The sequence below is a fragment of the Cognatazoarcus halotolerans genome, assembly GCF_009800965.1.
GTDB classification, from domain to species: Bacteria; Pseudomonadota; Gammaproteobacteria; order Burkholderiales; family Rhodocyclaceae; genus Cognatazoarcus; species Cognatazoarcus halotolerans.
In genome coordinates this window covers 1-21,475 of sequence record NZ_WUAF01000014.1, presented here as the reverse complement: position 1 = coordinate 21,475, position 21,475 = coordinate 1, and the positions used below count along the sequence as shown (strand labels likewise).

Sequence of the window (21,475 nt, the reverse complement as noted above, 5' to 3'; positions counted from 1 at the left end):
TGATATCTCCTTGTCGTCCATTTGACCAAAGCCACGCACCCGACCCTCAAGCAATGTTTCGAAGATTTCGCCGCTTCGCTCTTCTGCTAAGCCTCATTCAGCCGCTGCTGGTGGTTGCGAGCGAGGGGGGGCTCGACAGCGTCCCGGCAGAAAACCCGAAACGGGTCCTGGCAATATTTTTCGGGCAGCGCGACACGCCCTACGAACGCACCCTCGAAGACGGGTTGCGCAAGTCACTGGCAGCGGGCCCGAACAAACCGGGGGTAAGACTCGAAACACTTTATCTGGGCATGTTTCCGCTCTACGACCGGGCTCGGGCCGAGGCGATCTCGAAGCTCTACGCCCAACATGTCGACACCGCGCCCGGATTCGACGCGGTCTTGCTTTCAGGCGTTGCCGCAGCCAAATATTTCATCGATTTCGGCGGAGACCTTGCCAAGGGACCGGTCGTATTTCTCAAGCCCACGTCGGCCGATGCCGCATCCCTGGATATTCCCCCCGACGTACGCGTTGCCGAGAACGGCCTCGCCGCTGCTGAAACACTCGAACAGGCGGTGCGGCTGCTGCCGCATACGCGAAACGTGCTCGTTATCGGCGGATCCACCCCGGTCGAGAAGCGGATGATGGAGATCGCACGTCGGGACCTGACACGATTCACGCAGACGCTGACGATCAGCTACATCGGTGATTTCGATGCCGACGAACTTCCGGCACGACTGGCCAAGGCCTCACCCGACAGTATCGTCCTGTTGCTGAGGGCTTCCAGGGACAGCAAGGGCCGTAACCTCCTGCCGCCCGCCACCTACGCTGCGCGACTTTCCAAGGCGTCCCGCGTACCGATGTTCTGTACCTTCGAACCGCTCTTGAAGGCGAGCGATTGCGTTGGCGGAATGGTATCTGCCGGCAGCACGGCGGCCACCGCCATCGCGGATACCATGCGAAAACTCGTTGAGAATCCTGCCAGCTGGCCAGCCGGAAAGGTACTCGAACTTCCGGGCCACCCGATGTACAGCGCCCGCCAGATGGCGCGCTGGAAGCTCCCCATCGACCAGCTTCCGGGAAACGCCATCCTGCTCGACTACAACCCCTCGACCTACGAGCGCTACCGAACCGAGATCTGGGCCGGGGCAGCGGTGCTGGGACTGCTCACGCTATCGCTTCTCTCCTTGCTCGGAATGCTCGGGCAGAACCGCCGCCAGCGACGAACGCTGGCCGAACTCGAGCAGCGCTGGCAGTTCGCCCTCGAAGGCTCGGGCCACGGCGTATGGGACTGGGACATTGCCTCTGACCGCGTTTTCTATTCGCCCGAATGGCTCGATCTGCTCGGTGTGGACGTTGCGCCCAAGGGGCCGGAATTCCGGCGAAGCCGCATTCACCCGGACGATCTGGAAGAAGTGGAGCGCAGGCTTGCCGCCCACCTTGAAGGACTCGACCAGACCTTCGAGAGCGAGCACCGCATGATGCGGACCGACGGTAGCTATCTGTGGGTCATGGAGCGAGGCAAGGTCGTCACCCGCAGCACGCAGAACGCACCGCTGCGGCTGGTCGGCACGCTTTCGGACATTTCCGAGCGACGCAACACCATGGAGCAGATCGAATACATCGCCACCCATGACGGGCTCACCGGGCTGCCCAACCGCAGCCTGCTGAACGATCGCCTCGATCGCGCCCTCGCGCGGGCTCATCGCGAGGGGAATCAGGTCGCCGTGATCTACCTCGATCTCGACCATTTCAAGACCATCAACGACACGCTCGGCCACCAGTGCGGCGATCTGGTGCTGATCGCCGTGGCGGGCCGCCTCATGGCGCATCTTCGCGAGACCGATACGATCACCCGCCAGGGTGGTGACGAGTTCGTGATCCTGCTGCCGGAATTGCGCGGTGCGTCCGATGCCATGCACGTCTGCGAGAAGCTGCAGGAAGAACTGGCCGATCCGGTGAGCCTCGATGGGCGGGAGCTCAGGATCAGCGCATCGATGGGCATCGCGATGTTCCCCGAAGATGGGGACATTGGCGAGCAGTTGCTGCAGAAAGCCGACGTCGCACTCTACAAGGCCAAGAATGCCGGACGCCGCGGCTTCTGCTTTTACTCCGAAAGCATGAACGTCGCGCTCAACGACAAACTTGATCTCGATGTGCGGTTGCGCAAGGCGATGAGCAGCGGCGAACTCCACCTGTGGTTTCAGCCCCAGTTCGACCTGCGCAGCGGCAAGCTCTTCGGTGCCGAAGCGCTGATGCGCTGGGTACTGCCCGACGGAACACACATCCCGCCCGATCATTTCATTCCGGTCGCCGAGGAATTTGGCCATATCCACGAACTTGGAAACTGGGCCCTCGCCGAGGCCTGCAAACAGTCGAAACGCTGGGCACAGATCGCCGGGCGCCCGATCCCGGTTGCGGTCAACCTTTCGGCAGTGCAATTCCGACGCGACGGGCTGGTCAACACCATCGCCCAGACGCTCGAAGAAACCGGCCTGCCGGCCAGCAGTCTGGTTCTCGAAATCACCGAGTCGGTCGTCATGGAAGATGCGTCGGCCACCCACACCGCCCTTACCGCGCTCGCAGGCCTCGGCCTGAAGCTCGCCATCGACGATTTCGGTACGGGGTACTCGAGCCTTGCCTATCTCAAGCGTTTTCCGGTCAGTCACCTCAAGATCGATCGCGCCTTCGTCAAGGACCTCGGCGTGGACCCCGACGACGAGATAATCGTGCGCACGATCATCCAGCTGGGCCACAGCCTCGAACTCGAGATCGTCGCCGAAGGCGTCGAAACCGAAGCACAGATCGAACTGCTGACCCGGAACGGCTGCGAATACGCACAGGGATTCCATTACAGCAGACCACTGCCCGCGGAACGCTTCGCTGCCTTGCTGGCACCGCAGGATCTATCGCAGCGCAACATGGATGAATAACATCTGGAAACTTGGCGACCGCCCGCAAAAGCCTCATCATCGCGCCTCACCACGGGAGGAACATCCGCGATGGAGACGGAAAACCGCATCGCCTTGCTGATCGATGCAGACAATTGTCCGGCCGCGAAGATCGAGGTGATACTCGACGAACTGGCCAAGTACGGGGTCACCAACATCCGCCGTGCCTATGGAAACTGGAAGAGCCACGGTCTCAAGAGTTGGGAAGACGTGTTGCACGACTATGCCATCCAGCCGATGCAGCAGTTCGCCTATACGAAGGGCAAGAACGCCACCGACGCCGCAATGATCATCGATGCCATGGACTTGTTGTACACGCAGAAACTCGATGCCTTTTGCCTCGCGTCGTCCGACTCCGATTTCACGCCGCTGGTGATGCGCATACGCGCAAACGGTCTCAAGGTGTATGGGTTCGGCGAGAAGAAGACTCCGTCGCCATTCGTGAATGCATGTTCGAGATTCCTGTATCTGGAGAATATCGGCACCCCGCAGCCCGTCGAGAGCGAAACCGTCGAGATCGACGAGACACCGCGCCCCGGCAAGGAACTCCGTGGCGACGCAAAGCTCGTCAATCTGCTGCGCAATGCGGTCGGAGCCTGCGACGACGACGATGGCTGGGCCCCCCTTTCGGCGGTCGGCTCGCACATCGGCAATCAGACCTCGTTCGATCAGCGCAACTTTGGTTACAAGAAACTGAGTGATCTGATCGAGGCCATCGGCCTGTTTGAAACCGAGCGCCGTGGCAATCATCTTTATCTGCGCGACAAGCGCGGCAATCGAAAGCAGAATCAATGAGCCACCTGGAACCGATCCTGCGTCCGGCACGCGAGAGCGATGCGGACGCCATTGCCCAACTCCACGCGAGAAGCTGGCGAGCCAGCAATCGCGGCATCATGTCCGACACTTATCTGGACGGCCCCGTTTTCGAAGAGCGCCATGCCGTCTGGCGGCACCGACTCGCCGACGGGGACCCGCGCTTCCTCACCTTCGTCGCAGAAGCGCGAGACGGACTGCACGGCTTCATCTGCTTCGAGCTCGACGCCGATCCGGTGTGGGGCACCCGGCTCGACAATCTTCACGTAGACCCCCGCCTGTGCGGCCGTGGTCTCGGCGACGCGCTGATGCGCGTCGGTATCGCGCGTGTCCTCGAGGTCGCACCGGACAAGGCCTTGCATCTGCTGGTTTTCGAAGCGAGTGCGGGCGCAAGACGTTTCTACGAGCGTCTTGGCGGGCATGCCGAGAGTTGCGTTCCTGAAAGCCTTCCGGACGGAACGGGCAGCGTGCCTGCGATCCGCTATGTGTGGCCGGCACCCGTAACGCTTGCCAAGCCGTAGGGACCGCATCCGTCGTACCGAACGGGACACGGCCCGCAAGGGCAACCACCGGTATCCACATGAACCCGGACATGAGCCTGCTGGGCGTCGACTTCACCTCCGCCCCGTGCAGGCACAAACCAATCACCGTGGCTACGGGCCGCTTCGTCGACGGGGCACTGCATCTGCTCACGCTAGAGGACTGCGTCGACTGGCAGGCCTTTGATACCCTGCTGCGTCGGCCCGGCCCCTGGCTCGGTGCCTTCGATTTTCCTTTTGGTCTGCCCCGCGAGGCCGTGATCGATCTTGGCTGGCCTGACGACTGGCCTTCACTGGTGCGGCATTGCCGGCAGATCGGCCGAACCTCGTTCCGTGCAAGCCTGGATGCCTACCGCCAGACACGACCATACGGCAGGCGCTACGCACATCGCGCGGTTGACAGCCACGCGGGTTCGCACAGCCCGTTGAAGCTCGTGAATCCTCCCGTCGGCCTGATGTTCCTCGAGGGCGCCCCTCGCCTTCTCGACGCGAACATCTCCATACCCGGGATGTTCGCCGGCGACCCGACCCGAAACGCCCTCGAGGCCTACCCAGGGTTTCTCGCCCGCTCGATCAATACCGCCCCATACAAGAGCGACGAGCGCGCGAAGCAGACCCCGGCCCGCCACGCCACCCGCAGACAAATCCTCGATGCGGTCGAAGCCGGTACGCATATGCTTTCACTGCCGGTGAGACTCACTCGCGAGCAGCGCCAACTTCTCACCGACGATGCCCGCGGCGACCGGCTCGACGCATTGCTGGCCCTGGTCCAGGGCGCTTGGGCGGCGATCCGTGGCGATCGCAATTTTGGCTTGCCTGCGCAATTCGATCCGCTCGAAGGCTGGATTGCCGGCGTGCCATCGCAATGCTGATCTGCATCCTTGCCCTGCTGACCCTGCTCGGCCTGGCCCACTGGCTACTGCACCGCAGCCTGCGCGCACCGCGCATAGCGGAAACGACGGCCCCTGACTGCTTCGGCCTGCGCTTCGAGGAAGTGCGCATTCCGACAGCACGATCGCGCTCACTGTTCGGCTGGCTCATCCCGGCGGCTCGCACCGGGCCCGCGCCCGCCATCATCGTGCTGCACGGCTGGGGCGGAAACGCGGGCATGATGCTGCCGCTCGCCCCGCCATTGCATGCGGCCGGATACGCGGTATTGATGATCGACGCGCGCAACCACGGAAACAGTGACGGCGACACCTTTTCGTCGATGCCGCGCTTCGCTGAAGATCTTTCCGCCGCATTTGCCTGGCTGACGATCCGGAAGGAGAGCGACCCCGCCCGGATCGCCGTGCTCGGTCACTCGGTCGGGGCCGCAGCTGCGCTGCTCGCAGCCTCGCGCCAGCCGGATATTGCCGCTGTCGTCAGCATCGCCGCTTTCGCCCATCCTCGCGAGATGATGCAACGCTGGCTTTCCAGCCGTCGCATCCCTTACGCGCCGCTCGGCTGGTATGCACTCCATTACGTCGAATGGATCATCGGCCATCGCTTCGACCAGATCGCGCCGATCGACACCGTCACCCGGCTGCGCAGCCCGCTCCTCCTGATCCACGGCGAGCACGATGAAACCGTGCCGCTGTCCGATGCGCGACGCATCCTTGCTGCGGCGGGCGTGCCATCGCGGTTGATGCTCACGCCCGGCCGCCACGACGAGCTTGCCGCACTCGATCACCATTACGACGCACTGTTGCGCTTTCTGCGGAACGCGATGCCGGAACCCGAAGGAAGCATTGAAGCAACCGCCGGTCTTGACTAGAGTGGAACCCCATCCACAACACAGGAGCATTCCCATGGCGAGCGAAGGCTACCACGAGCCGATCGATGAACTTAGCGACGAAACACGCGACATGCATCGCGCAATCGTCTCGCTGATGGAAGAACTCGAAGCGGTGGACTGGTACAACCAGCGCGTCGATGCCTGCAAGGACGCGGAGCTCAAGGCGATTCTCGCCCACAACCGCGACGAGGAAAAAGAGCATGCGGCAATGGTGCTCGAGTGGATCCGTCGCAAGGACAAGCGTTTCGACCACGAACTACGCGACTATCTGTTTACCGACAAACCCATCGCGCACGGGTAAGGCCGCCGGATCAGGTCGGCGCCTCGGGCACCGGGTCGACGCCAGCCACCGGCAGGATCGGCGCTGCGACGGTCGGATCGGTTGCCCCGCGGCGGTCGACCAGCCAGTCGGTCAGCGCCGCGCCAAGCCACATCGCTCCCAGAGTCACCCACGCCGTGACGGTGAACACCGCCGCCCCGGACACGCCTGCGCCGACCGCACAGCCTCCGGCGAGCATCCCGCCCATTCCCATCGCCAGCGCCCCGACGATGTAGCGGCGCATGCTTGCACCGCCCTGAAAGCCTTCCAGCTTCAACTCGCCGGCAAACCATGCCGCAAGGAAGGAACCGAGAAAGACGCCGGGGACGAGGCCGAAATCAAAGTTCCAGGTCTGATCGGGTGGCGTCAGAACCCGCATCAACAGACCGGCGGAGGGACCGGTGAAAGACAGACTCTGCACGGTCACCGGCTCGAAGGCCCGTGCCGACATCTGAAAGGTAAACCACCAGCCGGCAGCAACCATGAGGCCGACACCAACGCTGCCGAGCCAGCCCCACACGCCGAGGCGGTGGCGTATCGCCAGCACTGCCGCAAGGGCAAGCCATGCCATGCCGAAAAGCAGACCACCGAGGTGACCCGCACCAAACCACGCCAGCATGTCCCGTGCCGACCCCTCGATCGTCCACCATGTGCTGATCCACTGACGCAGCGGCGAGAGCGCACCATCTAGCGCCGACTGGGCGGTCACCGCGAAGACCAGCCCGGACAACAGCGCCCTCAGATTGCCGTTCGCCGCCAATACCAGCAGCCGACTGGCGCATCCGCGGGCGAGCACCATCCCGATGCCGAACAGCAGGCCGCCGATCGCGGCACCGGAGAGACTCCCGCGCGCGGTAAGCTGACGGGCGGAGGAGACATCCAGCGCGCCGAAAAGCATCATTGCCTGGCTCATCACCACCGCTGCAGAAAAGGCAAAGAGCCACACCGACAGCTTCGCCCCAAGCACACCCCGACTCACCTCGATGGTCGCGGAGCGCAGACAGAACCGCGATCGCTGAGCGAAGTATCCAAACGCCAGACCGATCAGGAGACCTCCGGCAGCAAGCAGACGCTGCTCGCCCACGGCTTCCATCAGGCTTATCCAGTCCATGTCTCTCTCCAGCACGCCGGCCCGAATGTTCTGCGTCGCGTTTGGTTTCCGCGGGGGTTCGACGGCAACGCGCTTCGTTGGTGCAGGCCTGGCAGATTGGCATTGGGCCGTGGGACCCCACCCCGCCACCGGGCGCTGGCGCCTCTCCTGGCCGGGAGGAGAAGCAGCAATTTAGTGCATTCTTATACACTACCGTCCTGCCCTCGTGGTTGACAACGCTCAACCCGGCCGGAATCGCGTCCTGACGATGCGGCGGACGTCACCCGCATGGGTAATCGCGCGCGCCCGTCTCTTCGGTCGAAGACGCGACTCGGCTATAGTGCGCACGCCATTCAAAGTCCATCCTGACCGAACATGTCCAATCCTGCCCGTTTCATGCAGCTCTCGATTGCCGCCGCAATCGCCACCATCGCACTCAAGATGCTCGCCTGGTGGATCACCGGGTCGGTCGGCCTGCTTTCCGACGCGATGGAGTCCTTCGTCAATCTCGCCGGCGCGACCTTCGCCTTGTGGATGGTTTCGGTCGCACGCATGCCCGCCGACCGCAACCACCCTTTCGGTCACGGCAAGGCCGAATATTTTTCGTCCGGCTTCGAGGGACTGCTGATTCTCGGCGCAGCCGGTGCGATCATCTTCACCGCGATCGATCGCCTGCTGAATCCGCGACCGCTGGAGGCGCTCGACATCGGGCTTGGATTTTCACTCGTCTCCACGCTGATCAATTTCGGGGTTGCCCGCACCCTCAAACGCGCTGCCGTGCAACATCGCTCGATCGCGCTCGAAGCCGATGCGCGCCACCTGATGACCGACGTGTGGACCTCGGTAGGCGTCGTGCTTGGCCTCGTCGCCGTGGCGATGACCGGCTGGCTGTGGCTCGACCCCCTGATTGCCATCGGGGTCGGCCTGAACATCCTGCGCGAGGCGCTTCATCTGGTTCGCGGCGCTGCGGACGGGCTGATGGATCGCGCCATCCCCGCAGACGAAGAGCGGACCATCCGGGAAGTCCTGGACGGCTTTGCGGGCGACCAGGTCGCTCATGTTGAACTGCGTACCCGGCTGGCAGGGCATCAACGCTTTGCCGCGGTCACGTTAAGGGTTCCGGACGAGTGGTCGGTCCGCCGGGCCCACGATATCGCGGACCGGATCGAGGCGGCAGTCGGGGCACGGGTGCATGGCATCGAACTGGTGACCCACATCGAGCCTGCCTCATCGGGTCTGTCGAAGCCACCGGCGGCCTGAAATTCAAGCGGCTCCGGCGCAAAGTCGGACGGGTAGAATGAATGCCTTCGCACCCCGAAAGGCATGCCATGTTTACATCTGCGAGGCCGATCTACTGCGTCGCCGACATTCGTGCAATCGAGGCGCATCATCTCGAATCCGCGACACCTTCGCTCATGGAACGTGCCGGCCGGGCTGCGGCAGACCTCGCCCTGCGCCTGCTGGCACAGGACCGGCGCCCGGTCCTGATCTCCTGTGGCCCCGGAAACAACGGCGGCGACGGATTCGTCCTCGCACGTCACCTGCTCAAGGCCGGATTCTCGGTACATGTGCTCCTCACGGGCAAACCCGACCGTCTGCCGGCCGATGCCGCAAAGGCGCTGGCCGCCTGGTTTGAGGCAGGCGGGACCTGTAAGGAGACGCTCCCCCTGACGCCACCGGAGGGCTGGGGCCTGGTGGTCGACGCGTTGTTCGGCATCGGTTTGCAACGGCCGCTCGAGGGGCACCTCGCAGGCCTGATCGAACAGCTCAACCGGCTCGATGCGCCGCGCCTTGCGCTGGACATCCCGAGCGGTCTCGACGCTGACACCGGTCGCGTGCTCGGGACCGCCTTCGAAGCGACCCATACGATTAGCTTCATTGCACTGAAGCCGGGACTGCTGACGCTCGACGGCCCTGATCACTGCGGTCGGATCACGCTTGCCGCACTCGCGATTGACGCCGAGGCGGCGGTGGCGCCACGCGGGCGAGAGATCACGCCAGCGGCATTTTCGAGTCGCCTCGTCCGGCGCCGCCGCAACAGCCACAAGGGTAGCTACGGCGACGTGGTCATCGTCGGTGGAGATACCGGGATGACCGGTGCAGCCTTGCTGGCCGGGCGGGCAGCCCTCCACGTCGGCGCAGGCCGGGTCTTCGTCTGCATGCTGGCGCCTGGAGCACCACAGCTTGATCCGCTGCAGCCGGAACTGATGCTGCGCCCGGCGGAGCAGGCCCCGCACCTGGGCGGCACGGTCGCCGTCGGGCCGGGCCTCGGACAAAGTCCGCAGGCAGCGGCGCTGCTCGATACGCTGATCGCGACGGCGCCGGAGTTGATCCTCGATGCGGACGCCCTGAATCTGGTCGCAGCCAGGCCCCAGCTCGCCCAGCGACTACGGGCACGCCCGAGCCCTGCAATCATCACGCCGCATCCCGCCGAAGCGGCCCGACTGCTGGAAACCGAAGCCGCCAGTATTCAATCGGATCGGCTTGCCTCGGCGCAGGCCCTTGCGCGGCGTTTCAACTGCCTGGCACTGCTGAAAGGCTGCGGCAGCCTGATCGCAATTCCTGATGGACGCTGGTGGATCAACGGCAGCGGGCACCCGGGAATGGCGACTGCAGGCATGGGCGATGTGCTCAGCGGACTGATCGCCGCACTGCTCGCACAGCGCTGGCCGACCGAACCCGCGCTCATCGCGGCGGCCCACATGCATGGACTCGCGGCCGACCTGCTCGCTGCCGAAGGCTGCGGACCGGTCGGTCTGCTGGCCGGCGAGATTTCCCCCGCTGCGCGGCGCATCCTGAACGGCTGGCTCTACGGGCATGCAGCACACACCAACATACCTCGATGAGCCGGGCGGACTCCCGATCGCGCGGTAACGGGTAACCGGTTACCGTGCGATCGTCCGGTCACTACCCGCCACGATGGGCGATTCCACGGTTCTTCAAGCGATAGACCATTTGTGGCCGGGTGATGCCCAGCAGGCGAGCAGCCGCGGCGACGTTTCCCTGCGCCTTGTCGATCGCCTTACGCAGCAGCATGGTTTCGATGTCGTCCAGCGACACCCCTTCCCGTTCGGCATCATCGTCCTTGCACTCACCGGGGCTGAGCAACACGTTGACCCTGTGATAGATGCGTTCCACATCCGCATCGAGGTCCTCATCGTCGATATAGGCCTTTGGATCCTTCGCAACCAATCGACCTTTTCTGTCGAGTTCAAAGCACTGGTTGACGATTTCCTCGCCACAGGTGAATAGATGGGGTGAATCTATCGCGGTGTTGTCGGCGGCAAGAATCACGCCTCGCTCGATGACGTTCTCCATCTCGCGGATGTTGCCCGGCCAGTCGTACGACAGCATCGCATCCACCGCGCGCTGCGTGAAACCGGTCAAGCGCCGCCCATGCCGACGATTGAATCTGGCGAGAAAGTGCGTCATCAACAGCGGGATGTCCTCACGCCGCTCACGCAGTGGCTGGATGCGGATCGGGAACACGTTGAGCCTGAAGAACAGATCCTCACGAAAACGGCCCGCCCGGGCCTCGGCGCGCAAATCGACATTGGTTGCCGCGATGACCCGTACGTCGATGTCCCGGATGCTCGAATCGCCTACACGCTCCACCTCGCCCTCCTGAAGGGCGCGCAGCAGCTTGCCTTGGGCATCGAGGCTCAAGGTGCCGATCTCGTCCAGAAAGAGGGTCCCGCCGTCGGCGCGCTCGAATCGTCCCGCACGGCTTTGCGTGGCACCGGTGAAAGCGCCCCGCTCAACACCGAACAGTTCCGACTCGATGAGCTGTTCGGGAATCGCGGCACAGTTAAGAGCGATGAAGGGTTTGTCGCTGCGCGCGCTGAAACGATGCAGGGTACGGGCGAATACCTCCTTGCCGACCCCGCTTTCGCCGAGAAAGAGCACGGTGGCCTGGGTCGGCGCGACTTTTCTGACCATATGCATGGCCGCATTGAAGCCCGGAGAGATCCCCACCGCATCATGCTTGTCGCCCACCTCTCCGGCGGTGGGCAGCATGCCACTGGCCGGCCGGCCGCCGCTCGAAGCGAAACCACCCGCGACCGCACCCGGCATGAGATACCGAAGATCCTCGAGTGCGTCGTCACCCCACTCCTCGATCAGTTTGCCGACGATGCGACACGCCGGCTGTCCCATCGACTGACACTCCACTTCGCGGTACAACACCGGACGACCCATGAACTCCGTCGAGAAGCCCGACGCATAGCCGATCTGCATCCAGCATGCGGGCTCGGTACCGATCTCGAAATGCCGTGTATGTTCTTCGTCCTCGACCGGGCTGGTCCAGAGAAACTCCCCGTAGTGGGTACCTTTCTCGACGTCGAACTCAAGCCGTACGGCCTCCGACAGCCCGATCCCCTCGAGACAATGCATCTGGGGGCCGACGATGAAGGTGTCCTTGACGGTTGCGTTCGAGCGCACACGACGGGCCATCTGCGCGTCCTGAACACCGGAGTGGTAGCCCATCCGCGTCAGGAATCCGCGCGCCACGTCGAGCCCTAGCGTCTCGATCATCTCCTTGCGCAGGGTGCCAAGCGCCGACGCATGGACCAGCAGCATACGCTGCTCGTCCAGCCAGATGCGACCATCGCTGGTGGAAAAATGCAGCCGCGCGAGCAGATCGGCGAGGTCGGGGAAACGCACCTTGTCGATCTTCTGGCTACCTGGCGGCACCACTGGAAGATGCCCTCGCGGAAGGGGCGGGACACGACTATCCGTTCCCATGGCGCTCACCCGAAAGACATGATTTCGCTTGAAAAATCATCTCGTCTCCATCGGGCCATCGGGCCCGTTCTTCTAGTTCTCGTCCTCCTCTGGAGCAAGCACGTGGCGTACCAGTCAATGGCCGAAGCCCTTGACCCCAAGCCTGCTGCCAATACGGACAACGACGACTCTGCGCAGTTTCGAACCCGGTTCGGCCGTGAACCATTTGCTTCACAGCCAGCGCCGATGCTGCACTGCCCCTAAATCATTTGATTCATCGATCAACGTCATCGATGCGCCAAACACTCCGTGCCCCTGGTTCGGAATTCCCGACCTGAATCACCTAAAGTCTCGAGATTACTGCTGAAACGCGTTGCCCGCCACCCGTAGCGACACCACCGTGAAAAACTTGGCACGGGAAGTGCTTTAAGCCCTCCACAAACGAGGCGCGACATCCCGTCCCGGACTTCGCAACGCGAAGCCCGGGACGGGGCCCGATCGCACCGCAGATTGCAAAAGCAGTCGATGACGAGGAGGAGAAACGAAGTGACAAAAAGCAGATTCCTGCGAGATCCGCCCCAGGGCCGGCGCTCGCGCGGGCCGGAATAGCAGCCCGCCCTTCCCCCCTTTCAGAGAGACATACGACCGGAGCGTTCGCGCGCCCCGGCCGGCGGACCAGCTCGGCCTCGAGAAACCGCACATGCATGACGCCCGAACAGGCGGAGATTCGATTCACTCAGCACACAGGAGACGAACGTGATCCAGATACAGCAAGACAATTCGGCGAATCTGAAAAAACTCGAGGCAATGCTCGAAGACGACCCCGCCAGCCACAACTACCGGCTCGACCGGTCGGCTTTCACCGACGAGCAATTGTTCGAACTGGAGATGAAATACATCTTCGAGGGCAACTGGGTCTATCTCGCGCACGAAAGCCAGATTCCCAACGTGAACGACTACCTGACCGTGTATATCGGGCGCCAGCCGGTCGTGATCACGCGCAGCAAGGACGGTGAGCTCAACGCCCTGGCCAATACCTGTACTCACCGTGGCGCAATCCTGTGCCGCCACAAGAAAGGCAACAAATCGAGCTTCACCTGCCCGTTCCATGGCTGGACCTTCAACAACAAGGGCAAGCTCCTGAAAGTCAAGGATCAGACGCCTGAAGCGGGCTATCCGCCGAGCTTCAACTGCGAAGGCAGTCACGACATGCACAAGCTGGGCGCATTCGCGAGCTATCGCGGTTTCCTGTTCGGCAGCGTAAATCCCGACGTCGTGCCGCTCGAAGAGCATCTCGGCGAAGCGGCCAAGATCATCGACATGATCGTTGACCAGTCGCCCGAGGGCATCGAGGTTCTGCGCGGCACGTCGACCTATACGTATGACGGCAACTGGAAACTCCAGGCCGAAAACGGTGCGGACGGTTATCACGTCTCAGCGGTGCATTGGAACTACGCGGCCACCACCAGCCGACGCAGCGCCGACGGCAAGGTCGACAACGTCAAGGCAATGAACGCCGGCAAATGGGCGCAGCAAGGCGGCGGCTCCTACTCGTTCAAGCACGGCCACATCCTGCTGTGGACCAACTGGTCCAACCCCGAAGACCGTCCGTTGTACTCCAAGCGCGAAGAGTGGATCGAAAAGTTCGGTGAAGCGCGTACCGACTGGATGCTGCGCAAGTCCCGCAATCTGTGCCTCTACCCGAACGTCTACCTGATGGACCAGTTCAGCTCGCAGATCCGCGTGGTCCGTCCGATCTCGGTCAACAAGAGCGAGGCAACGATCTACTGCATCGCGCCCAAGGGCGAACCCGCAGAGGCACGTCAGCGTCGCCTGCGCCAGTACGAAGACTTCTTCAACGCGACCGGCATGGCCACCCCCGACGATCTCGAGGAATTCCGTTCCTGCCAGCACGGCTTCGAAGCGCGCGCGGTGAAGTGGAACGACCTGAGTCGCGGCGCCACCCACTGGGTCCGCGGCCCTGACGAGACTGCCGATCTCATCGGCCTGAAACCCGAGCTGAGCTGCGTCAAGACAGAGGACGAAGGCCTCTACATCGGTCAGCACGAATATTGGCTCGAAACCATGAAAAAGGCTTACGCAGCCGAACAAGCCAGCGGAGAAAAGTAATGCTTTCCTACAACGACATTCAAACCTTCCTCTACCAGGAGGCGCGCGCCCTGGACGAGCAGCGCTGGTCCGACTGGCTGGCGTGCTACGCGCCCGACGTCGAGTTCTACATGCCGTCGTGGGACGACGACGACAAGCTCACCACGGACCCGCACAACGAAGTCTCGCTGATCTACTACCCGACCAAACAGGGTCTCGAGGATCGCGTCTTCCGCATCGAGACCGACCGCTCCAGCGCATCGACGCCGGACACCCGCACCGGGCACGCGATCAGCAACCTCGAAATCCTCTCGCAGGACGAGAACGGTTGTGAGCTGACCTTCAACTGGACTACCCACAGCTTCCGCTACGACATCGTCGACGTGTATTTCGGCACCTCGCGCTACACCCTCGACACCACCGGGGAAAAGCCGCTGATCAAGCGCAAGCACGTGGTCCTGAAAAACGACTACATCCATCACCTGCTCGACATCTATCACATCTGAGCACCAACGGGCAGCAGACGGAGAAGGAGGATTTCATGTCGTACAACATTGCACTGCAGTTCGAGGACGGGGTGACCCGGATCATCCCCTGCGAAGCGGACGAACTTGTCTGCGACGCCGCCTACCGGGCGAAGATCAACATCCCGCTCGATTGTCGCGACGGCGCCTGTGGTACCTGCAAGTGTCATTGCGAAAGCGGCACGTTCGAGATGGGTGTCTACATCGAGGACGCGCTGACCGACGATGAGGCCGCGGAAGGCTATGTACTCACCTGCCAGATGAAGCCTACGTCGGACTGTGTCGTGCGTGTTCCAGCTTCGTCCGCCGCCTGCAAGACCGAGGTCGGCACCTACGGCGCGAAGATGTCCAGCATCGATCGCAACTCGCCGACCACGGTCTCGTTCTGCCTGGAATCGGAAGTGCCGGTTTCGTTCCTGCCCGGGCAGTACGTCAACCTGCAAGTACCCGGGAGCAAGGAAACGCGCTCGTTCTCGTTCAGCTCCGCGCCGAACCGGAACGAGCTCGCCTTCCTGATCCGCGACGTACCGGACGGACTGATGAGCACCTACATGCGGCACAAGGCGCAGGTCGATGACTTCATCATGTTCAGCGGGCCGTATGGCAGCTTCTATCTGCGCCCGGTCGAGCGTCCGATCCTGATGCTGGCGGGCGGCACCGGACTGGCGCCGTTCCTGTCGATGCTGCTGTGGCTGAAGGAGAATCCCACCACCCAGCCGATACGCCTCGCCTACGGAGTCAACACCAACGCCGACCTGGTGGAGCTCGAAGCGCTTGCAGCGCTCAAGGCGGCACTGCATGACTTCGATTTCTTCACCTGCGTGGTCGATCCCGAAAGCGGTCATCCGAAGATCGGCTACGTCACCAACCACCTGTCCGCCGACGACCTCCACGATGGCAACGTCGACGTCTATGTCTGCGGGCCACCGCCGATGGTCGAAGGCGTGCGCAAGTGGATGGCCGGTGTCGGCATCTCGCCGAAGAACTTCCTGTTCGAGAAGTTCTCGTCATCAAGCGAGGTGCCGGCATGAGCGGCGCGGACCGTTTCGTAAATAAAGTACTGATCGTCACCGGCGCGGCACAGGGTATCGGCCGCGGCGTGGCCATGTCGATCGCCGCGGAAGGCGGCACGGTACTGGCGGTCGACCGTGCCGATATCGTCCGCGAGGTGGTGGACGAAATCGTTGCGGCGGGCGGCAAGGCAGCCGCCTTCCAGGCGGATCTCGAGAAGTACGCCGGCGCCGAAGCGGTCGTAGCCGAATGTCTGACCCGATTCAAGCGCGTCGACGTGCTGATCAACAACGTCGGCGGCACGATCTGGGCAAAACCGTTCGAGCACTACGAGGAAGCGCAGATCGAGGCCGAGATCCGGCGCTCGCTGTTTCCGACCCTGTGGTGCTGCCGGGCGGTGCTGCCCTTCATGGTCAAGAAGAAGAAGGGCGTGATCGTCAACGTCTCGTCGATCGCCACCCGCAGCATCCACCGTGTGCCGTATGCGGCAGCCAAGGGCGGGGTGAACGCCCTGACCGCATCGATCGCGATGGAACAGGCGAAAAACGGCATTCGCATCAATGCCACCGCCCCCGGTGGCACCGACGCACCGCCGCGCAAGATTCCCCGCAACGCCGCCGAGCAAAGCCGCAAGGAGAAAACCTGGTACCAGGCCATCGTCGACCAGACCAAGGAATCGAGCCTGATGCACCGCTACGGCTCGATCGATGAACAGGTGGCGCCGATCCTTTTCTTCGCCTCCGACGAGTCGTCCTACATCACTGGCTCCGTGCTGCCCGTGGGCGGCGGAGATCTTGGTTAAGGCAGCCTGCCGTGCTTACCCGGCATTGAAAGGCGAGATAGCGACATGCCACAGCACCGGATCACGATTGTTCACACGGGCGAGGAGTTCGGTTGCGACGAGGAAGACAACGTGCTTCACGCGGCCTCGGACCAGCTGCGTCGCAAGGACATCCCGATCGGCTGCTGCAACGGCGGGTGCGGGGTGTGCAAGGTACGGGTGACGGCGGGCCGTTACGTCACCCGCAAGATGAGCCGTGCGGTGTGCGGGCAGGAAGAGGAGGCCAGCGGCTGCGTGCTGGCCTGCAAGCTCTACCCGCGCAGCGACCTCACGATTGAAGTGGTGGGCAAGATGGTTCGCGCCATCGTCGCCCGCAGAAGCACCGCGTTCAGTTTCGATTTTCGCGCGACGGTGCAAGTGGTTAACCCTGACAAGGAGACATGAATGGCACTCACTGGCGTACTGCGCCCGGGACACGTGGCAATCCGCGTGCTCGAGATGGCGCCTGCACTCAAACACTACAAGGACATCCTCGGCCTCACCGAGATGGGCCGCGACGCATCCGATCGCGTCTATCTCAAGGCCTGGGACGAGCATGACCACCACAGCGTGGTGCTGCGCGAAGCCGACGAAGCCGGCATGGACTACATGGGCTGGAAGGTCGATTCGCCGGCCACCCTCAAGAAGCTCGCGGCCGACATCGAGCGCTCCGGGCTTGCCACCGACACCCAGTGGATCCCGGCGGGCGAGCACCTGCACACCGGCGAGCGCTTCCGCTTCACCGTGCCGACCGGCCACGTGATGGAGCTCTACGCCGAGAAGGACTACGTCGGCAACAACTGCGGCACCGACGGCCCCAACGTGAACCCCGACCCGTGGCCCGACGGCCTGAAGGGCATCTCGCCGTCGCGCTTCGATCACTGCCTGCTCTACGGCGACGACCTGGACGGCACGGTCAAGCTGTTCACCGAGGTGCTCGGCTTCAGCCTCGCCGAGAAGGTCATGACCAAGGCCGACCCGGACTTCATGATCGGCGCCTTCCTGACCTGCTCGAACAAGGCCCACGACGTGGCCTTCATCCGTCAGCCGGTCAAGGGCAAGTTTCACCACGCCTCGTTCGAGCTGGGCTCCTGGGAGAAGGTCCTGCACGCCTCGGACATCCTGTCGCGTACCAAGACCCGCATCGACATCGGCCCGACCCGCCACGGCATCACCCGCGGCGAGACGGTGTACTTCTTCGACCCCTCGGGCAACCGCAACGAAGTGTTCTCGGGCGGCTACATCCACTACCCGGACAAGCCGGCCATCACCTGGTACGACGAGACCCTCGGACCCGCGATCTTCTACCACGACCGCGAGCTCAACGAAGCCTTCCTGTCGGTGTTCACCTGATCCGCGGCCCGGGCGCAGCCGGCCGGAGCCTGTCTCCGGCCGCTGCACCCTGAACGACGCCCCAGGCCTTCGCGCGCCATCCGCCACAACACCCATTTCGAGCGTTCAACATGAAAGAGATCAAGAACTTCATCAACGGTGAGTTCGTCACCAACACCAGCGGCAAGACCTTCGAGGATCGCAACCCGGTCGACAACTCGCTGATCGGCACGATCTACGAAGCCGGCAAGCCCGAGGCGGATGCCGCCGTGGCCGCCGCCAAGGCCGCCCTCAAGGGGCCCTGGGGCAAGCTCTCGGTGGTCGAGCGCGTGAAGATGCTCGACGAGGTCGCCAAGGAGATCAACCGGCGCTTCGACGACTTCCTGCAGGCCGAGATCGCCGACACCGGCAAGCCCAAGCACCTCGCCTCGCACGTGGACATCCCGCGCGGCGCCGCCAACTTCCAGATCTTCGCCGACACCATCAAGAACATGTCGACCGAGTCCTTCGAGATGCGCACGCCCGACGGCAAGACCGCGCTCTCCTACGGGGTGCGCGTGCCGCGCGGGGTGATCGCGGTGGTCTGCCCGTGGAACCTGCCGCTGCTGCTGATGACCTGGAAGGCCGGCCCGGCGCTGGCCTGCGGCAACACCGTGGTGATCAAGCCCTCCGAAGAGACCCCGCTCACCGCCACGCTGCTGGGCGAAGTGATGAACAAGGTCGGCGTGCCCAAGGGCGTCTACAACGTGGTGCATGGCTTCGGTCCGGACTCGGCCGGCGCCTTCCTGACCTCGCACCCGGACGTGAACGGCATCACCTTCACCGGCGAGACCCGCACCGGCACCGCCATCATGCAGGCCGGCGCGGTCGGCATCCGCCCGGTCTCGCTCGAGCTCGGCGGCAAGAACGCCGCGCTGGTGTTCGCCGACTGCGACTTCCAGGTCGCGGTCGACACGGTCACCCGCTCGTGCTTCGAGAACGCCGGCCAGGTGTGCCTGGGCACCGAGCGCGTCTATGTGCAGCGCCCGATCTTCGACAAGTTCGTGGCGGCCCTCAAGGAGAAGGCCGAGACCATGAAGCCCGGACGCCCCTTCGACGAGGACACCAAGATCGGCCCGCTGGTCAGCAAGGAACACCAGAGGAAGGTGCTCTCCTACTACCAGAAGGCCAAGGACGAAGGCGCCACCATCGTCACCGGCGGCGGCATTCCCGAGATGCCCGACGAACTCAAGGACGGCTGCTGGGTGCAGCCGACGATCTGGACCGGCCTGCCCGAGACCGCCTCGGTGGTGATCGAGGAAGTGTTCGGCCCGTGCTGCCACATCAGCCCCTTCGACACCGAGGAGGAAGTGGTCGAGAAGGTGAACAACAACGCCTATGGCCTGGCCACCTCGATCTACACCCAGGACATCAGCCGCGCCAACCGTGTCGCCAAGCAGATCGAGGTCGGCCTGTGCTGGATCAACAGCTGGTTCTTGCGCGACCTGCGCACCCCCTTCGGCGGCTCCAAGCAGTCGGGCATCGGCCGCGAGGGCGGCGTGCACTCCTTCGAGTTCTACACCGAACTGCGCAACGTGATGCTCAAGTACTGAGGACGACATGGACACCACAACCATCGAACGCTACGGCGACGCGCTGTACCAGGCCCTGATCGAACGCACCCCGATCGATCCGCTCACCGACCGCGAACCCGAGATCACCATCGAGGACGCCTACCGCATCCAGCTGCGCATGATCCAGCGCCGGCTCGACGCGGGCGAGACCATCGTCGGCAAGAAGATCGGCGTGACCAGCAAGGTGGTCATGAACATGCTCAAGGTCAATCAGCCGGACTTCGGCCAGATGACCTCGGGCATGGTCTTCAACGAGGGCGAACCGATCCGCGTCGACAGCATGATCGCCCCGCGCGCCGAGGCCGAGGTCGCCTTCGTCCTCAAGCACGACCTGATGGGCCCCGGGGTCACCGCGGCCGACGTGCTGCGCGCCACCGACTGCGTGATGCCCTGCTTCGAGATCGTCGACTCACGCATCAAGGACTGGAAGATCAAGATCCAGGACACCGTGGCGGACAACGCCTCGTGCGGCGTGCTGACCCTCGGCGGCATGCGCAAGCGTCCGCGCGATCTCGACCTCGCGCTCGCCGGCATGGTGCTCGAGAAGAACGGCGACATCATCAGCACCTCGACCGGCGCCGCGGTACAGGGCTCGCCGGTGAACGCCGTGGCCTGGCTCGCCAACACCCTCGGGCGCCTCGGCATCGGCCTCAAGGCGGGCGAAGTGATCCTGTCCGGCTCGCAGTCCCCGCTGGTGCCGGTGGTGGCCGGCGACAGCCTGAGCTGCAGCGTCGGCGGCCTCGGCAGCACCTCGGTCCGATTCATCTGAGCACGGAGACAGCATTCATGAAGCTCGACAACAACACCATCCTCGGCCTCGCCGAACACCTCGAGACGGCCGAACTGCAGGCCCACGACGTCACCATGATCACCGCCGATCACCCGGACATGGACTGGGACGACGCCTACGCCATCCAGGACGAGATCCGCCGGCGCAAGGAAGCGCGCGGCAACAAGACCGTCGGCCTCAAGGCCGGCCTCACCTCCTTTGCCAAGATGAAGCAGATGGGCGTCGAGACGCCGGTGTTCGGCTTCGTCAGCGACTACATGTCGATCCCCGACGGCGGCGAGGTCAAGACCGCCGAGCTGATCCACCCCAAGGTCGAGGCCGAGATCTGCATCGTCACCAAGGCCCCGCTCAAGGGACCGGGCTGCCACATCGCGGCGGTGATGGCGGCCACCGACTTCGTGGTGCCGGCGGTCGAGATCATCGACTCGCGCTACCGCGACTTCAAGTTCGACCTCAAGAGCGTGATCGCCGACAACACCTCGGCCTCGCGCTTCGTGATCGGCGGGCGCATGCGCGATCTGTCCGAGCTTGACCTGCGCACGCTCGGCGTGGTGCTCGAAGTCAATGGCGAGGTGATGACCATGGCGGCCGGCGCCGCGGTGCTGGGCAACCCGCTCGCCGCGGTGGCGATGCTCGCCAACCACCTCGGTGCGCGCGGCCAGGAGATCCCGGCCGGCACCTTCATCATGACCGGCGGCGTCACCGAAGCCATCCTGGTCAAGGCCGGCGACAACGTCACCGTGCGCTTCCAGGACCTCGGCTCGGTATCGATGCGCTTCGTCTGAACGCGGCCGGGCAGACAAGAACCCCGACAGGGCAACCACACGAGAAGACGAGAGACGCTCATGTCAAACAAGCAAGACATCGCGAGTACGTTCACGAAGGAAAGCGGCGAGATCCACCTGGGCGGCATCGATGCGCTGGTGCGCCTGTCGCTGGACCAGGTGCGCACCGATGCACGGCGCGGGCTCAAGACCGGGATGTTCGTCTCGGGCTACCGCGGCTCGCCCGTGGGCATGCTCGATGCGGCGCTGCTCAAGCAGCAGAAGCTGCTGCTCGAGCACCACATCCACTTCGTCGACGGCA

20 protein-coding genes are annotated in these 21,475 nt (G+C 63.7%); 18 read left to right on the top strand and 2 right to left on the bottom strand.

Annotated elements, in window-relative coordinates; genetic code table 11:
- Positions 1-53 precede the first annotated feature (53 nt).
- The 6 genes from GQB03_RS16740 to GQB03_RS16715 all read left to right on the top strand — a co-directional run bounded on the left by GQB03_RS16740 (position 54) and on the right by GQB03_RS16715 (position 6,360).
- On the top strand, positions 54-2,912 hold the full coding sequence (locus GQB03_RS16740) for a putative bifunctional diguanylate cyclase/phosphodiesterase (RefSeq protein WP_159691853.1): 2,859 nt from the start codon (positions 54-56) through the stop codon (positions 2,910-2,912).
- A gap of 69 nt (positions 2,913-2,981) precedes the next feature.
- A complete protein-coding gene (locus GQB03_RS16735) occupies positions 2,982-3,725 on the top strand; it encodes an NYN domain-containing protein (RefSeq protein ID WP_159691851.1) in 744 nt (247 codons plus the stop codon).
- Positions 3,722-4,264, top strand: a complete 543-nt coding sequence (locus GQB03_RS16730) for a GNAT family N-acetyltransferase (RefSeq protein ID WP_159691849.1) — start codon at positions 3,722-3,724, stop codon at positions 4,262-4,264. The genes GQB03_RS16735 and GQB03_RS16730 overlap by 4 nt, the downstream gene beginning before the upstream one ends.
- 71 nt (positions 4,265-4,335) lie before the next feature.
- A complete protein-coding gene (locus GQB03_RS16725; RefSeq protein ID WP_235027105.1) occupies positions 4,336-5,154 on the top strand; it encodes a DUF429 domain-containing protein in 819 nt (272 codons plus the stop codon).
- The gene (locus tag GQB03_RS16720; RefSeq protein WP_159691845.1) at positions 5,148-6,038 is read left to right on the top strand and encodes an alpha/beta hydrolase; all 891 of its coding nucleotides are present in this window, start codon (positions 5,148-5,150) and stop codon (positions 6,036-6,038) included. The genes GQB03_RS16725 and GQB03_RS16720 overlap by 7 nt, the downstream gene beginning before the upstream one ends.
- Positions 6,039-6,072: 34 nt before the next feature.
- Positions 6,073-6,360 (top strand): encapsulin-associated ferritin-like protein, encoded by a 288-nt coding sequence (locus tag GQB03_RS16715; protein ID WP_159691843.1) that lies wholly within the window; start codon positions 6,073-6,075, stop codon positions 6,358-6,360.
- 10 nt (positions 6,361-6,370) lie between these two features.
- Here the strand turns inward: GQB03_RS16715 and GQB03_RS16710 are convergent, their stop codons facing one another.
- Positions 6,371-7,489, bottom strand: a complete 1,119-nt coding sequence (locus GQB03_RS16710) for a YeeE/YedE family protein (protein WP_159691841.1) — start codon at positions 7,487-7,489, stop codon at positions 6,371-6,373.
- Between the two features lie 354 nt (positions 7,490-7,843).
- Between GQB03_RS16710 and GQB03_RS16705 the strand changes: the two genes are divergently transcribed.
- Both GQB03_RS16705 and GQB03_RS16700 read left to right on the top strand, forming a co-directional pair.
- The gene (locus GQB03_RS16705) at positions 7,844-8,728 is read left to right on the top strand and encodes a cation diffusion facilitator family transporter (RefSeq protein ID WP_159691839.1); all 885 of its coding nucleotides are present in this window, start codon (positions 7,844-7,846) and stop codon (positions 8,726-8,728) included.
- A gap of 68 nt (positions 8,729-8,796) precedes the next feature.
- Positions 8,797-10,314, top strand: coding sequence for an NAD(P)H-hydrate dehydratase (locus GQB03_RS16700; protein ID WP_159691837.1), 1,518 nt, complete (start codon positions 8,797-8,799; stop codon positions 10,312-10,314).
- A gap of 61 nt (positions 10,315-10,375) precedes the next feature.
- Here the strand turns inward: GQB03_RS16700 and GQB03_RS16695 are convergent, their stop codons facing one another.
- Positions 10,376-12,163, bottom strand: coding sequence for a sigma-54-dependent Fis family transcriptional regulator (locus GQB03_RS16695; protein ID WP_235027104.1), 1,788 nt, complete (start codon positions 12,161-12,163; stop codon positions 10,376-10,378).
- Between the two features lie 783 nt (positions 12,164-12,946).
- Here GQB03_RS16695 and benA point away from each other — a divergent pair.
- The 10 genes from benA to GQB03_RS16645 all read left to right on the top strand — a co-directional run.
- Positions 12,947-14,320: a benzoate 1,2-dioxygenase large subunit gene (gene benA / locus GQB03_RS16690; RefSeq protein WP_327516924.1), complete on the top strand. Its 1,374-nt coding sequence runs from the start codon at positions 12,947-12,949 to the stop codon at positions 14,318-14,320.
- Positions 14,320-14,805 carry a benzoate 1,2-dioxygenase small subunit gene (benB, locus tag GQB03_RS16685; protein ID WP_159691833.1) on the top strand — a complete coding sequence of 162 codons (486 nt, stop codon included), beginning with the start codon at positions 14,320-14,322 and terminating at the stop codon, positions 14,803-14,805. Before benA ends, benB begins: the two co-directional genes overlap by 1 nt.
- Positions 14,806-14,840: 35 nt before the next feature.
- Positions 14,841-15,854, top strand: coding sequence for a benzoate 1,2-dioxygenase electron transfer component BenC (benC, locus tag GQB03_RS16680; RefSeq protein ID WP_159691831.1), 1,014 nt, complete (start codon positions 14,841-14,843; stop codon positions 15,852-15,854).
- On the top strand, positions 15,851-16,636 hold the full coding sequence (locus tag GQB03_RS16675; RefSeq protein WP_159691829.1) for a 1,6-dihydroxycyclohexa-2,4-diene-1-carboxylate dehydrogenase: 786 nt from the start codon (positions 15,851-15,853) through the stop codon (positions 16,634-16,636). Before benC ends, GQB03_RS16675 begins: the two co-directional genes overlap by 4 nt.
- Before the next feature lie 45 nt (positions 16,637-16,681).
- Positions 16,682-17,059, top strand: coding sequence for a 2Fe-2S iron-sulfur cluster-binding protein (locus GQB03_RS16670; RefSeq protein ID WP_159691827.1), 378 nt, complete (start codon positions 16,682-16,684; stop codon positions 17,057-17,059).
- Positions 17,060-18,007, top strand: a complete 948-nt coding sequence (locus GQB03_RS16665) for a catechol 2,3-dioxygenase (RefSeq protein WP_159691825.1) — start codon at positions 17,060-17,062, stop codon at positions 18,005-18,007.
- 110 nt (positions 18,008-18,117) lie between these two features.
- Positions 18,118-19,578: a 2-hydroxymuconic semialdehyde dehydrogenase gene (locus tag GQB03_RS16660; protein ID WP_159691823.1), complete on the top strand. Its 1,461-nt coding sequence runs from the start codon at positions 18,118-18,120 to the stop codon at positions 19,576-19,578.
- Between the two features lie 7 nt (positions 19,579-19,585).
- Positions 19,586-20,368, top strand: a complete 783-nt coding sequence (gene dmpE / locus GQB03_RS16655; protein WP_159691821.1) for a 2-oxopent-4-enoate hydratase — start codon at positions 19,586-19,588, stop codon at positions 20,366-20,368.
- 17 nt (positions 20,369-20,385) lie between these two features.
- Positions 20,386-21,174: a 2-oxo-3-hexenedioate decarboxylase gene (gene dmpH, locus GQB03_RS16650; protein WP_159691819.1), complete on the top strand. Its 789-nt coding sequence runs from the start codon at positions 20,386-20,388 to the stop codon at positions 21,172-21,174.
- A gap of 60 nt (positions 21,175-21,234) precedes the next feature.
- On the top strand, positions 21,235-21,475 hold a 241-nt coding region (locus GQB03_RS16645; RefSeq protein ID WP_159691817.1), incomplete at its 3' end, for a hypothetical protein.